Here is a 14,230-nt window from a genome sequence, read left to right as displayed (position 1 = left end):
CTTTGAATAAACCTATATTTGCTAGGGAGAAACCATGAGTTCAGAGTCTCAATCAGCCTCTCAAACAGAACAAACCAATGAAAAGGCTTATGATTCCTCTAGTATTAAAGTATTACGTGGATTAGATGCAGTTCGTAAACGTCCGGGCATGTATATTGGGGATACAGACGACGGTACCGGTTTACACCATATGGTATTCGAGGTTGTCGATAACGCAATCGATGAAGCCTTAGCGGGTCACTGTGACGAAATTATTGTCACGATTCACGAAGATGAATCGGTGAGTGTTTCAGATAATGGCCGTGGTATTCCAACTGATATTCACCCTGAAGAAGGTGTATCTGCAGCAGAAGTTATTCTTACCATTCTGCATGCAGGCGGTAAGTTTGATGATAATAGCTATAAAGTTTCAGGTGGTTTGCACGGTGTAGGTGTATCAGTCGTAAACGCACTGTCTAGTAAATTACATTTAATTATTAATCGTGCTGGCCAAATTCATGAACAAGAATACCATCATGGTGATCCGCAATATCCATTGCGTGTGATTGGTGAAACGGATAACACAGGTACGATTGTACGCTTCTGGCCAAGTGCAGAAACTTTTAGTCAAACCATTTTTAACGTTGAAATTTTAGCGCGCCGCTTACGTGAACTTTCTTTCTTAAATGCTGGTGTACGTATCGTTTTACGTGATGAGCGTATTAATCTTGAACATGTTTATGACTATGAAGGTGGTTTATCTGAGTTTGTTAAATACATTAACGAAGGTAAAAATCATCTGAACGAAATTTTCCATTTCACGGCTGATGCAGATAACGGCATTGCTGTAGAAGTTGCATTGCAGTGGAATGATAGTTATCAAGAAAATGTTCGTTGTTTCACAAACAACATTCCACAAAAAGATGGTGGTACACACTTAGCAGGTTTCCGTGCGGCATTAACGCGTGGCTTAAACCAATATCTTGAAAATGAAAACATTCTCAAGAAAGAAAAAGTGAATGTGACTGGTGATGATGCGCGTGAAGGTTTGACTGCTATTATTTCGGTTAAAGTTCCTGATCCAAAATTCTCTTCTCAAACGAAAGAAAAATTGGTATCGAGTGAGGTAAAACCAGCAGTAGAGCAAGCAATGAACAAAGAGTTCTCTGCTTACTTACTAGAAAACCCGCAAGCTGCAAAATCAATTGCTGGTAAGATTATTGACGCTGCTCGTGCACGTGATGCTGCGCGTAAAGCGCGTGAAATGACACGTCGTAAGAGTGCATTAGATATCGCAGGCTTGCCAGGTAAATTGGCTGACTGTCAGGAAAAAGATCCGGCACTTTCTGAATTATATCTTGTCGAGGGTGACTCTGCGGGTGGTAGTGCCAAGCAAGGTCGTAACCGTAAAATGCAAGCTATTTTACCTTTGAAAGGTAAAATCTTGAACGTTGAACGTGCCCGCTTTGACAAAATGATTTCGAGTCAGGAAGTCGGTACATTAATTACAGCACTTGGCTGTGGTATTGGCCGTGAAGAATATAACCCTGACAAGCTTCGTTATCATAAAATTATTATTATGACCGATGCCGACGTCGATGGTTCGCACATCCGTACATTGTTATTAACGTTCTTCTTCCGTCAAATGCCGGAGCTGGTTGAACGTGGTCATATCTATATTGCACAGCCACCTTTGTATAAACTGAAAAAAGGTAAGCAAGAGCAATATATTAAAGATAATGATGCCTTGGAAACTTATTTAATTTCAAATGCAATTGATGAGCTTGCTTTGCATATTAGTGCAGAAGCACCTGCAATTACAGGCGAAGCATTAGCAAAAGTGATTCAAGACTATCAAGTTTCACAAAAGAGCTTACAACGTTTAACGTTGCGTTATCCAGCAAGCTTACTTGATGCATTACTTGAAGTAGATGCCTTTAAAGCTGATCAGAACCATGACCAGGCTTATGTACAGCAATGGGCTGATCAAGTACGCGAAGCAGTACAAAGACTACAGCCAAGTTTGCGCCCTGAAATTACGCTTGAAACCTTCGAGCGTGAAAATGCTCAAGGCGAGAAAACAGCGCATTATTGGCCACGTGTGACGGTATATGTCCATAACTTGCCACATGCTTACTTGCTTGATGCTGGTTTATTAAACTCAGCAGAATATGCACGTTTATTGAAGAACTCTAAGAGTTGGTTCAATTTAATTGAAGATGGTGCATATTTACAAAAGGGTGATCGTCGTATTCAAGTGGCTAACTTCCATCAGGTATGGCAGCACATTCTGCAAGATTCGCGTCGCGGTATGATGATCCAGCGCTATAAAGGTCTGGGTGAGATGAATGCTGAACAGCTTTGGGAAACCACAATGGACCCTGAAAACCGCAATATGTTACAGGTGACTATTGATGATGCAATCGAAGCCGATCGTATGTTCTCATGCTTAATGGGTGATGACGTTGAACCACGTCGTGCCTTCATTGAAGAAAATGCATTAAATGCAGATATTGATGCTTAATTGATAGCTAGATTCTAAATCAGTCTAAGGAGAGAAGATGATGAGTCAAAAGTTTATAGCAAGTATGCTGATTTCATGTGCAGCTTTAGTGAGTCATTCTGCATTTGCAGCTGACTTGGAAGCTGACATGAAAACTTTAGCAAAGAGCACAAAAGCCTTTGCTGAAGCGAAAGATCTCAATAACGCAAAACAGCAGCTTGTGATTATGCGTCAGGCTGCATTATCTTCAAAAAAATCTTTACCTCATAAGTTAGAAGGTTTACCGCCGGAAAATGTACAGGTAAAGCAATATCAAGCGGGTTTAGATCAGTTGGTTGCTGAAATTGATCGCGTTACTGTATTGGTTGATAAAGGTCAATTAGACCAAGCCAAAACTGAAGCAATAAATCTGGTTAATATTCGTAATGAAAACCATAAAAAATTTAGATAGATTCATTTTGATCTAAATAAAATAAAGGGAATGATTGATTCATTCCCTTTATTTTTTTGGTTTATTTGAGTGGATTAACTTGAAAAAGATTAATTTTCTACTAAGTCTGTAACTTGAATGAGTGCGTGGCCAAACAAATATCCAGCAGTTAACAAAAGGCAGATCCACAAAATAGCTCCAGCGACATTATAGATTAAAAACTTTCCATAACTCATATTGCTAGAGCCAGCAGCTAATGGTGCAAAAGAGCGTGCAAAAGGAATAAAGCGTGCCAGAAGAATGGTTTTGCCACCGTGTTGTAAGAAATAACGGTTGGTTTTATTTAAATACTCTTTCTTAATAAAACGTGATTTTGCTTCAAAAATACGGTTACCAAAATGACGTCCAATAGAGTAGTTCACAATATAGCCTAGGGTGGCAGCTATGGTAAGCAAAGTAATCATATAACCCAGATGCATCATTTCAATTACTGAGCAAAGTGCCCCTACAGTTAGAAGTAAACTATCTCCTGGTAAAAAGAACATAAAAACAAAAGCTGTCTCAGAAAAAATGATCAAAAAGAGTATGGCATAGACCCATGCGCCATACTCCTGAATTAAAATAGGTAAAAAATGTTCAAAATTAGTAATAAAATCAATAAAATTCATTCAGTTTGTCTGATCCCGAATTAAATACCTACTCAAGAAGGGTAAAAACGAAGTTACAGAATTTAGTTAAATTATCTGTATATGGCAACCCTTAAGATGTAGCTTAAGTTTTATATGTTATCAAATTTGAATCTATCTCAAAAATTTAACAGCTGAATGAAATATTATTAGAAGTCATTCAAATTTTTATATAGTAGTGCAAATAAAGCTCTAATTTGAACTAAAAGCCAGTACTGGTACTTAAAAATACCAGTACTGGTAAGAACTTAGTTTTCGAAAGAAGCTTCCATTTCCTCAAGTTCCATCATGAGTTCTAAAAGTTGCTCTTCATGTTGTTCAAGCTTCGCCTTCAACTCAGTCTGTTCATTCATCAGCTTAAGCAAATCATCTTTACGATTCGCTTCATATAATGAGCTATCTGCTAAAGCTTCTTCAATTTCAGCAAGTCGCGGTTGAAGTTTTTCAATTTGTGACTCAACTTTTTCAATATTTTTACGAATAGGACGAGTCTGTTCGCGACGGCGTGCGGCTTCCTTACGCTGTGCTTCTTTATCAACTTTAGTTGGAGCAGGGGCAGCAGCAGATGAGTTATTTGCTGCTATAGCAGTCTGAGCATTGATCTGCTGCTGACGCGCTTCACGTAGCCATTTAGCATAATCCTGCAAATCACCTTCAAATTCGGTACATTTGCCGCCGTGTACTAAAAGAAGCTCATCACACACACTGGCAATAAGTTGACGTTCGTGGGAAACCAGAACAACAGCACCTTCAAAATCTTGTAAAGCCATGCTCAGTGCATGACGCATATCAAGATCTAAATGGTTTGTTGGCTCATCGAGAATTAAAACATTTGGACGCTGCCATACAATCAGTGCTAGGGCCAAACGAGCGCGCTCACCGCCAGAAAAGCTTTCACATGGTGTATCCATGCGTTCACCACTAAACCCGAAACTCCCCAGAAATGAACGTAAAGTGGCTTCACTAATTTGTTTATCTGCCAAACGGGCAAGTTGAAGCATCGGGCTGGCATGGCCGTCTAAAGCATCCATTTGGTGCTGTGCAAAGTAACCAATATTAAGTAACTCTGAAGCTTTACGTTCACCTGCTAGAAGTGGTAAATCACCGACCAAGCTCTTAATCAAAGTTGATTTACCTGCGCCGTTCATACCAAGTAAACCAATACGCGAATTTGGTGTAATTTGTAATCTGATTTTTTCAGCAATTAGCTTTTCGCCATAACCTATGCTGGCATTGTCTAACGTCAGCAACGGTGAACTCATTTTGGTCGGTTCACGAAAACTAAAAGTAAACGGTGTATCTACATGAGCAGGTGCGAGTTGCTGCATACGCTCAAGTTGTTTTATACGACTTTGTGCCTGACGAGCTTTAGTTGCTTTTGCTTTGAAACGGTCAATAAATTTTTGTAGGTGAGCACGTGTTTCTTGTTGCTTTTCAAAAGCTTGTTGTTGTTGTGCTAAACGTTCACTTCGAGTTGTTTCAAATGTGGAGTAATTACCGGTGTAAAGCGTGAGTTCCTGATTCTCAATATGGAGAATATGGTCTGTAATTGCATCTAAAAAGTCGCGGTCATGCGAAATGAGGATGAGGGTACCTTCATAGGCTTTAAGCCAGTCTTCTAACCACAAAATTGCGTCTAAATCTAAGTGGTTTGTTGGTTCATCTAGTAAAAGTAGATCAGAACGACTCATTAATGTACGCGCTAAGTTTAAGCGCATACGCCATCCACCAGAAAAGCTAGCAACATTTAAACGTAATTGATGTTCTAAAAAACCTAAGCCAGCCATAAGCTGGGCAGCTTTAGATGGTGCTGAATAACCGTGAATTTCATCAAAGCGGCCATGTAGTTTAGCCAAGTCTGAATCTGTGAGTTGATCTGGATGAGCAAGCTTATTTTGAATATCCCAATATTCTTCATCACCAGAAAGAACAAAATCGATGGCAGGCATGTCTAGAGCTTTAACTTCTTGTGCCATATGCGCCACTGTCCAGACCGAAGGGCGAGTAAGAGTACCTTCATCTGCGCCTAAACTGCCTAGTAATGCTGCAAATAATGTTGATTTACCTGCACCATTGACCCCAGTCAGACCAATCTTCCAACCTGGGTGTAATTGCATAGACGCTTTTTGAAAGAGAACACGTCCACCGCGGCGTAAAGAAACTTGGTCAAATTGAATCATCTTGTCTTATCGAGGTGAGTTAGGGATGCTGTATTTTAAAGAGAACTGAACCTGAAAACAAAACTTTCAGAGTTTTAGTTTCTAAATGTTGAGATTGCATGGCTTAACCTATCTTTATTAAAGCTATTCGTCTGAAAATATCTAAATTTTTAACGAGATAGACCACATTCTAAAAAATATGGCTAAAATAAAAACAATTTAAAACTTGGTTGATAAATGAACTCCTAATAAAACTAGACTAAGGAAAGTCAAATGAAAAAAGGATTGGGGATAATTGGTGCAGTATTTTGCTGTGCTATGGGAACAGCACATGCTGGGCAAAATGTATGTGTATTCGATTTATTGGGAAAATCAGGTGAATCCTACAAAATGATGGAAGAGTGGGCACTGGCAGCGAAAAGTTGGCAGGCCGACATTACTTTAATTCCATTTCAAGACGAAGCTTTGGTAGATCGTAGACTGCGTGAGGGCAAATGTGACGCAGCTTATATGACCTCAATGCGAGCGCGAAATTACAATAAATTTGCAGGTTCGATTGATGCTATTGGTGGGGTGACAAGTAATGCAATTGCTCAAAAGGCAATTAGTTACGTTTTAGACCAACGTAATAAACATCGTATGGTAACTGCACAAAATGGAACAAACTACGAGGTGGTGGGGATTGTCCAGATTGGTTTGGCTTACTTGTTTGTAAGAGATAAAAGCCTCAACTCAATTGAAAAAGTACGCGGTACTAAATTTGCTATTTTACAATATGACGCAGCCCAAAAAATTATGGTGGAAAGTGTAGGTGCGCATCCTATCCCATCAGAAATTACAGATTTTGTGAAAAAATTTAATAATGGCCAAGTCGATGCCATTGCCGCTCCTGCTTATGCTTATAAACCATTAGAAATAGGCAAAGGTATTGGAACAAATTGGGCAATGTTTACTTTTCCCGTAGTCAACGTTACAGGGGACTTAATTGCAAGAAGTGATAGGTTTCCAGCCAATTTTGGAATGAAGTCTCGTGACTGGTTCATTAAGCAATTACCGCAAAATTTTACGATGGTGAAACGGTTGGAAGCTGGAATACCCTCTAAAATTAAAATCAATTTTTCAGTTGAAGATAAACTGAAATATCAAAAAATATTACGAGAAGGTCGCCTTGGCCTTACAAAGCAAGGAGTATATGACGCAACCATGATGAGTGTACTAAAACGTGCACGATGTACCATTGAACGAACAAATTTTGAATGTACGCTCAATGGTGAGTAGTTTGTTTTTTAATCACAAAATCGCTACACATATTTCAAAGCTGAATATGGGTATGAAAATTGTGAATATAAAAAGTAACTTACGGAAAATTAGTAGTTTTTAATTTTGATAAATAATTTAAATAGCACAAACAATGATCCAATGAGATAAAAATATTTGAGTAAAAGCTCTATTTTTTTCTAAAAAACATGATTAATATCTGTGTTTGAAAGGAAACTTCAAACAAAAAATCTGTTCCGTGGAAGGATGAAGAAAATGAAAAAAATCGTACTTGCTATGGCTGCCGCTTCTGTTGTTGGTTTTTCTGCTTCAGCGCAAGCAGCGAGTACCGTGTGTGTATTCGACCTCTTAGGAAAAGCAGGCGACTCATATAAAATGATGGAAGAATGGGCTCTAGCTGCAAAAGGCTGGGGTACTGAAATTAACTTGGTTCCTCGTCAGGACGAGGCTGTTGCAGATAATGATTTCAAAGCTGGTAAATGTGATGCTGTAGCAATGACTGCTATGCGCGCACGCCAATATAACAAATTCGCAGGATCAATCGACTCGCTTGGTGGTGTTCCTAATAACCAAATCGCGCAACGTGCTATTACTTATGTATTAGATGCACGTAATGCTGCCAAAATGACAACTAACCTTGGTGGTAAAAAATACGAAGTTGCTGGTATCTCTCCGCTAGGTTCAGCATTCATTTTCGTACGTGACAAAAACATCAACTCTGTTGAAAAAGCTGCGGGTAAAAAATTCGCCGTGTTAGGCTATGACGATGCACAAAAAATTATGGTGCAGCGTGTAGGTGCTCAGGCGGTTCTTTCTGATATTTCAAACTTTGCTGCTAAATTTAACAATGGTCAGGTAGATATGGTAGGTGCGCCTGCTTATGCATACAAACCATTAGAATTAAACAAAGGTTTGGGTGCAAATGGTGTAATGTGGAACTTCCCAGTATTACATGTAACTGCTGACCTAGTATTACGTGCTGATAAATTCCCTGCTGGCTTTGGCCAAAAGTCTCGTGACTGGTTCGTGAAACAATTACCTAAAAACTTTGCGATGATTAACCGTTTAGAAGCGCAAATTCCAGGTAAATATAAAATGAACCTAAGTGCTGAAGACAAACTTAAGTATCAAAAAATGTTACGTGATGGCCGTATGGACTTAACTAAACGTGGTATTTACGATGCTGGTATGATGTCTGTATTGAAAAAAGCACGTTGTTCTGTAGACAAAGCTAACTTTGAATGTTCAATGCCTGGTGAATAATTCATATTGATCTTAAAAGCCTAGACTTAGTTCTAGGCTTTTTTGCTTTATATAGGCTGTCAATTCAGCCATTGTGGTGAATTGAAAAGTCGATAATCTAATTTGAAGATAAAACTTCATCTGGATATATGAAGGTATAAAAACTGAACAAGGATGTGAGTGATCAAAGAAGTACTATCGATATTTAAATATCTATTTTTCTTTAATTGAGCTCATATAAACAGAATTGCTCGTAAAAATATCTTAATCGCAAATTTTAGATGAAGCATATCTCATGAGAATCATGCCGACCAGCGTGAAATTTCTTGATGCTAAAAACAAAAAATCTACAAGGAAAGGAAAAGAATATGCGATTTTCCAAAACGCTTTTACTTGCGATGGGACTCACAACAATTTCATTTGCAGCCGAAGCCAAACAAACTATTTGTGTTTTTGACTTCGTTGGTAAAAATGGTGACGTCTATGCACTCATGAAAGATTATCAGCTTGCAGCGAAAAACTGGGGAGCTGATATCGAACTCAAAGTAAATCAAAACGAAGCAGTGATTGCTGAAGATTTTAAAGCTGGTAAATGTGATGGCATTAGCGTATCGGGTATGCGTGGGCGTCAATTCAACTCATTTACAGGTTCATTAGATGCTATTGGTGCGATTCCCGATCTCAAACTTGCTGTTAAAGTCATGCAAGGTTTAGCGAGTCCAACCTTTAGTAAATATATGGTGAATGGGCGCTATGAAGTCGTCGGTGTTATTCCGGTAGGGGACGCTTACCTTTTAGTAAACGACCGTAGTATTAATACAGTGGCGAAAGCTGCGGGTAAAAAAATTGCTGTACTAGATTACGATGAAGCGCAAAAAATTATGGTTCAGCAGGTAGGGGCACAGGCTGTTAGTGCTGATGTGACTAACTTTGGAGCTAAATTTAATAATCATCAGGTTGATATTATTGGTGCACCAGCAGCAGCGTTTAAACCTTTAGAACTACAAAAAGGCTTAGGTACGAAAGGAGCAATCGTTAACTATCCAATCTTACAGGTGACTGGAAATATTATTATTCGTCCAGATAAATTCCCAGCTGGATTTGGTCAGAAATCTAGAGAATGGGTGGCAGGCCAGTTACCACGTGCCTTTACTATCTTAGGAAAAATGAAAGCTGATATTCCGCAAAAATACTGGATGGATGTACCTGCTGCCGATAAACCGGGCTATCAAAAGCTTATGCGTGAATCACGAATTAATCTTACAAAACGCGGTGTTTATGATAAACGGATGATGAAATTATTATGGCAATTCCGTTGTAAGCAAGATGCGAAAAACTTCGAATGTGGCTTACAAGATGAGAATTACAAATAATCTTGATAAAAATACTCAAGATTCGCTTTAAACTTCGAAGACAGACCCTATATTGATTATGCTATACTCAATATAGGGTCTTTTTTATTTTGAAAGGCACAGCAAAATCCGAGGAACAATCATCATGAATGCCCAAGCTCTAGTTTTGACAGATAATGCTGCCAATAAGGTACGCCAACTCCGTGATAGTGAAGGGAATGACGATCTCATGTTACGTGTATATGTAACCGGAGGCGGGTGTTCAGGATTTTCATACGGCTTCAATTTCGCTGAAAGCGTAAATGAAGATGATGCTGAATTTGTAAATGGCGATGTAAAGATGCTGGTTGACTCACTCAGCTATCAATATTTAGTTGGCTCAGTGGTTGATTATGTTGAAGGCCTTGAAGGTTCACGCTTTATTGTGCAGAACCCAAATGCGACAACAACTTGTGGTTGTGGTTCTTCGTTCTCGATTTAAAAAGAATTTTAAATAAAAAGCCTCTCTATTTTGAGAGGTTTTTTTATTAGTCAAATCATTATTTTTCACTGATAGATTCTAAAAAGTATTGAACCAGTTCAGGTGCATTCTGATAAGGAATCCAATGAGAAGCGTTTATGAAAATGGCTTTATAACTATTTTTAAAATAACCTGAATTTAACTTGGCACTTTTTTCTGTTACGGCAATATCATCTCTACCCCAAATAAACAGAGTTGGCACATCTATTAATTTAAAAGGATTCTGAGGTTTATCCCAGAAAAATCCACGGTACCAATTTAACGCCGTAGTTAGCCTATTTTCTTTTATAAACTCAGTCTCGAATATTTCAATTTGCTGTTCGGTCATGCCTGATGACTTTAGAAACTTACGGCCTAATTTCGGTATCTTTTTAAATAAAAGTTCGGGCACAATCGGTAGCTGAAAAATTGCAAAATAATAAGATTTAAAAAGTTGTCTACTGCTTAAACAAGCTTTTAAAAATGCGGCTTGATGCGGCACAGAAACTAAAGTGAGATGTTGAATATACTGCGGGTACTTCATAGCTACACTAGACGCAATTACAGAACCCCAATCGTGCCCAATTAAATAAACTGGTTGACCAAGCCCCTTAATAAAAACTGCGACATCTTCAGTTAGTTCACTTAAAGCGTAATGAAAGCGGCTTTGTGGTCTAGCATTTAGACTATAACCACGTTGATGAATCGCAAGTGTTCTAAATCCATGCTGATGCAATAGTTCAGAAGTTTGCACCCAACTATGTGCAGTTTCTGGAAAGCCATGCAATAAAACCACGAGAGGGCCAACTATAGGGCCTGAATCAATCACATCGAATGTCCAAGCCCCACGAGTATATTGATGAATACGGTTGGTCAAATCCATAACAACATGCCTTACTTATTTTTGTTGGCATTTATCATGAGTTTTTATGCACATTTAAATAACAGCATTTCGGGTCAGTAAATGTGCTATAAGGTCGAATCTAGGTAAAAGAACTTATAAAAAATCTTATACCGCCGTGATTGTTCCTAAAATTCTAAAATCAGACGCACCAGTTACTGCTGGTAAATTACCACTTAAACTATTCACAAAACGCATTGCTAACCATGCAAATGCTGTAGCCTCGACCCAGGTAGGGGAGAGTCCTAAAACATCTGTGGTTTGAACTGACCAATTGTGCTTACGTAAACGCCAGCGTAATTGTTCTAACAAATAAGAGTTATAAGCCCCACCACCACATACATATACTTCGCCTGTTTCCATATCAGAACGATAAATCGCTTTTTGAATAGCACGCACAGTAAGTTTTAATAAGGTTGCTTGAATATTTTCTGGTGTATCTTCTAACTCATCGTAAGTTAAATCATTACGCCAATCGATTAACTGATCATCTAGCCAGTCAATATTGAAATCTTCACGTCCCGTACTTTTAGGTGGCTCTTTAGAAAAATATTCATGCGCATGAAGACGGTCGAGTAGCGAACGAATAGGATGCCCATAAGCAGCCCAATCACCATTTTCATCATATGGATGACCTGTATGGCGATGACACCATGCATCCATCAAAATATTCGCAGGCCCCGTATCAAAACCAAATACGCCGTCAGGATTATTGGCAGGCAACATACTTACATTGGCAATGCCGCCTAAATTCAAAATCACACGATGAATGCTTGGATGTTGAAATAATGCTTGATGAAAAGCTGGGACTAATGGAGCACCTTGTCCGCCTGCAGCCATATCTCTACGACGGAAATCTGAAACAACTGGGATTTGAGTGATTTCAGTAATAATGTTTGGATCGCCAATTTGTAACGTAAAGCCATGCTCTGGACGATGACGAATAGTTTGCCCATGCGAACCGATCGCTTTAATTTGGCTACGGTCTAATTGATGCTTTTCAATTAAGCTATTAATCCCATGACCAATCATTTTGGCTAGAGCAACATCAGCTTTACCCATACGGTCAATTTCATTGTCATCGGGTAAAGTTAATGCCATAAGCTCATCACGTAACTCGGGTTCGAAAGGAACTGTAAGAGTGGCATGAAGCTGTAGTGGCTCAAATGAAGCCGCAACAATATCTACACCATCCATACTAGTGCCAGTCATTACGCCGATATAGATTGCGCTCATATGCAACTTCCCCTGCAAGACGCTGAAAAAATGTTAGTATATCGCACAAATTGAATAACTGATGTGTTTAGGTTTTGTGATGTCAAATTTCTTGCCCGCCGAAGAACAGCTTGCCCTCATCCAACGAGGCACGCACGAAATTATTTCAGAAGAAGATTTACTGAAAAAGCTTAAAGAGAATCGTCCTCTTAAAATTAAAGCTGGTTTTGACCCTACAGCACCAGATTTACATTTAGGACATACGGTACTTATTAACAAACTAAAAACGTTCCAAGACTTGGGCCATGAAGTTACCTTCTTGATTGGTGACTATACAGCAATGATTGGTGACCCAACTGGTAAAAGTGCAACTCGTCCGCCTTTGTCACGTGAACAAGTTGAAGCCAATGCTAAAACTTATCAAGAACAAGTTTTTAAAATCTTAGACCCGAATAAAACAAAAGTACGTTTTAACTCAGAGTGGTTTAACCAAAAGTCTGCTGCTGACCTTATCCAGTTAGCGAGTCAACAAACCGTATCGCGTATGTTAGAGCGTGATGACTTTACTAAGCGTTATAGCAACCATCAGCCAATTGCGATTCATGAGTTCTTATATCCTTTAGTTCAAGGCTATGACTCAATTGCGCTTGAAGCTGACGTTGAGTTAGGTGGTACAGACCAAACCTTTAACTTACTCATGGGTCGTACTTTACAAAGCCGTTATGGCCAAGAATCACAAGTGTGTATCACTGTGCCGATTCTAGAAGGTTTAGATGGCGTAAATAAAATGTCTAAATCTTTAGGTAACTATATTGGTGTTTTTGATGCGCCAGGTGCAATGTACCAAAAAGTATTATCAATGCCTGACTCTTTAATCGAACGTTATTTCGATTTATTAAGTTTTAAATCTCTTGATGAGATCAAGGCTTTATTAGATGAAATCGCGGCTGGTCGTAATCCACAAGAAGTAAAACGTATTCTTGCACTCGAGTTGGTTGAACGCTTCCATGATGCTGAAGCAGCTGCCAATGCTCATAAGAGTGCAGGTAACCGTATTACAGAAGGTGAGGTGCCAGAAGATACACCTGAAGTGACTATTTCACGTGGTGAGTTTGGAGGCGAAATCTTTATTGCTACGATTTTACGTGTAGCAGGCCTAAATCCAAATGCAGCAGCTGCAAAAGATGCTGTAGCACGTGGAGCAGTAAAAGTTGACTGGAATGTAGTAGATGCAGGTTTCTCTGTAAAAGAAAATGGCACTTTCATTATTCAGTCAGGTAAGAAGGCAATTGCACGTGTAACTTTCACTGACTAAGAAAATTATATAGTGAAAAGCAGGAGTAATCCTGCTTTTTTTTATTTCTGAAACGCAAAATTAATTAAGGGTTCCACGTGGAACAATTTGTAATTAACTTAATAATTAGAAAAATAGAATAAGAAAAAAATAGAAAGTATGAATCAATAAATAGAGTATTTGCTCTAGTTTGTCTGTGGAATCTTTGGAATAGAAAATGCTATATATGCCTATAACTTCTATAAGAAGACATCAAAAATCTAATGTGAACTGTATTTTCCTAAAATAAAATGAATAAAAGTGGTGAAAATGCCTAAAAAAAAGCCATATATATCACTTTTTTCGAAAAATAGTAGAAAAAAACGGCACTCAATAGAAAAAGGCTGAAATACCCCTTGCAAAGGTAAGTTAATGGTCTATAATGCACATCCATCGGCGGTGATGCAGATAGAAACTTGTTGAAAAACAGTTACTTGAGATTAAGTTGGTTACTTTAAGTGATGAATTTGATGTTAAGTTGGTTTGAAAGATAAGTTTTAAAAATATCGAAATTACCTGTTGACTTTTAAGAGATTAAGAGTAATATAGCCGACCTAGCTTGCTGGTGACGAACCAGGAAGAAGATCATTAAGAGAATTGAAGAACAACTTGTGTGGATTTTTACTGATTGATTAATCGAAATAATTTTCATT

Annotated in this window: 11 protein-coding genes; 7 read left to right on the top strand and 4 right to left on the bottom strand. The window is 38.5% G+C overall.

Features of this window, described 5'->3' with window-relative positions; translation table 11 throughout:
• Window positions 1–34: 34 nt before the first annotated feature.
• Both gyrB and cybC read left to right on the top strand, forming a co-directional pair.
• Window positions 35–2,503 (top strand): DNA topoisomerase (ATP-hydrolyzing) subunit B, encoded by a 2,469-nt coding sequence (gene gyrB / locus J678_RS20170; protein ID WP_002051923.1) that lies wholly within the window; start codon window positions 35–37, stop codon window positions 2,501–2,503.
• A 37-nt stretch (window positions 2,504–2,540) separates the two neighbouring features.
• Window positions 2,541–2,933, top strand: a complete 393-nt coding sequence (gene cybC, locus J678_RS20165; protein WP_004711273.1) for a cytochrome b562 — start codon at window positions 2,541–2,543, stop codon at window positions 2,931–2,933.
• A gap of 89 nt (window positions 2,934–3,022) precedes the next feature.
• Here cybC and J678_RS20160 read toward each other — a convergent pair whose 3' ends face one another.
• On the bottom strand, window positions 3,023–3,580 hold the full coding sequence (locus tag J678_RS20160) for a VTT domain-containing protein (protein ID WP_004711274.1): 558 nt from the start codon (window positions 3,578–3,580) through the stop codon (window positions 3,023–3,025).
• A 266-nt stretch (window positions 3,581–3,846) separates the two neighbouring features.
• The gene (locus J678_RS20155; protein ID WP_004882605.1) at window positions 3,847–5,778 is read right to left on the bottom strand and encodes an ATP-binding cassette domain-containing protein; all 1,932 of its coding nucleotides are present in this window, start codon (window positions 5,776–5,778) and stop codon (window positions 3,847–3,849) included.
• 252 nt (window positions 5,779–6,030) lie between these two features.
• On the opposite strand from J678_RS20155, the gene J678_RS20150 reads away from it, so the two are divergent.
• The 4 genes from J678_RS20150 (at window position 6,031) to erpA (ending at window position 10,110) form a co-directional block, all read left to right on the top strand.
• Entirely contained in the window at window positions 6,031–7,035 is a 1,005-nt protein-coding gene (locus J678_RS20150) for a putative solute-binding protein (RefSeq protein WP_031956367.1), read from the top strand.
• Between the two features lie 255 nt (window positions 7,036–7,290).
• On the top strand, window positions 7,291–8,298 hold the full coding sequence (locus J678_RS20145) for a putative solute-binding protein (protein ID WP_002051905.1): 1,008 nt from the start codon (window positions 7,291–7,293) through the stop codon (window positions 8,296–8,298).
• A 347-nt stretch (window positions 8,299–8,645) separates the two neighbouring features.
• Window positions 8,646–9,650 (top strand): putative solute-binding protein, encoded by a 1,005-nt coding sequence (locus J678_RS20140; protein WP_002051879.1) that lies wholly within the window; start codon window positions 8,646–8,648, stop codon window positions 9,648–9,650.
• A gap of 124 nt (window positions 9,651–9,774) precedes the next feature.
• Complete coding sequence (erpA, locus tag J678_RS20135) at window positions 9,775–10,110, top strand: iron-sulfur cluster insertion protein ErpA (protein ID WP_000993572.1); 336 nt, start codon at window positions 9,775–9,777, stop codon at window positions 10,108–10,110.
• A 58-nt stretch (window positions 10,111–10,168) separates the two neighbouring features.
• On the opposite strand, the gene J678_RS20130 is transcribed toward erpA, so the two are convergent.
• Window positions 10,169–11,011 (bottom strand): alpha/beta hydrolase, encoded by an 843-nt coding sequence (locus tag J678_RS20130; RefSeq protein ID WP_006582394.1) that lies wholly within the window; start codon window positions 11,009–11,011, stop codon window positions 10,169–10,171.
• 126 nt (window positions 11,012–11,137) lie between these two features.
• Window positions 11,138–12,265 carry an anhydro-N-acetylmuramic acid kinase gene (locus J678_RS20125; RefSeq protein ID WP_004711281.1) on the bottom strand — a complete coding sequence of 376 codons (1,128 nt, stop codon included), beginning with the start codon at window positions 12,263–12,265 and terminating at the stop codon, window positions 11,138–11,140.
• 61 nt (window positions 12,266–12,326) lie between these two features.
• On the opposite strand from J678_RS20125, the gene tyrS reads away from it, so the two are divergent.
• The gene (gene tyrS, locus J678_RS20120; protein ID WP_006581460.1) at window positions 12,327–13,559 is read left to right on the top strand and encodes a tyrosine--tRNA ligase; all 1,233 of its coding nucleotides are present in this window, start codon (window positions 12,327–12,329) and stop codon (window positions 13,557–13,559) included.
• The last annotated feature ends 671 nt before the right edge of the window (window positions 13,560–14,230 follow it).

This window comes from Acinetobacter sp. 1424608 (assembly GCF_000588255.1).
Lineage (GTDB): Bacteria > Pseudomonadota > Gammaproteobacteria > Pseudomonadales > Moraxellaceae > Acinetobacter > Acinetobacter nosocomialis.
The sequence above is the reverse complement of the archived record's forward strand: the minus strand, read 5'-3'. Positions and strand labels throughout refer to the sequence as shown.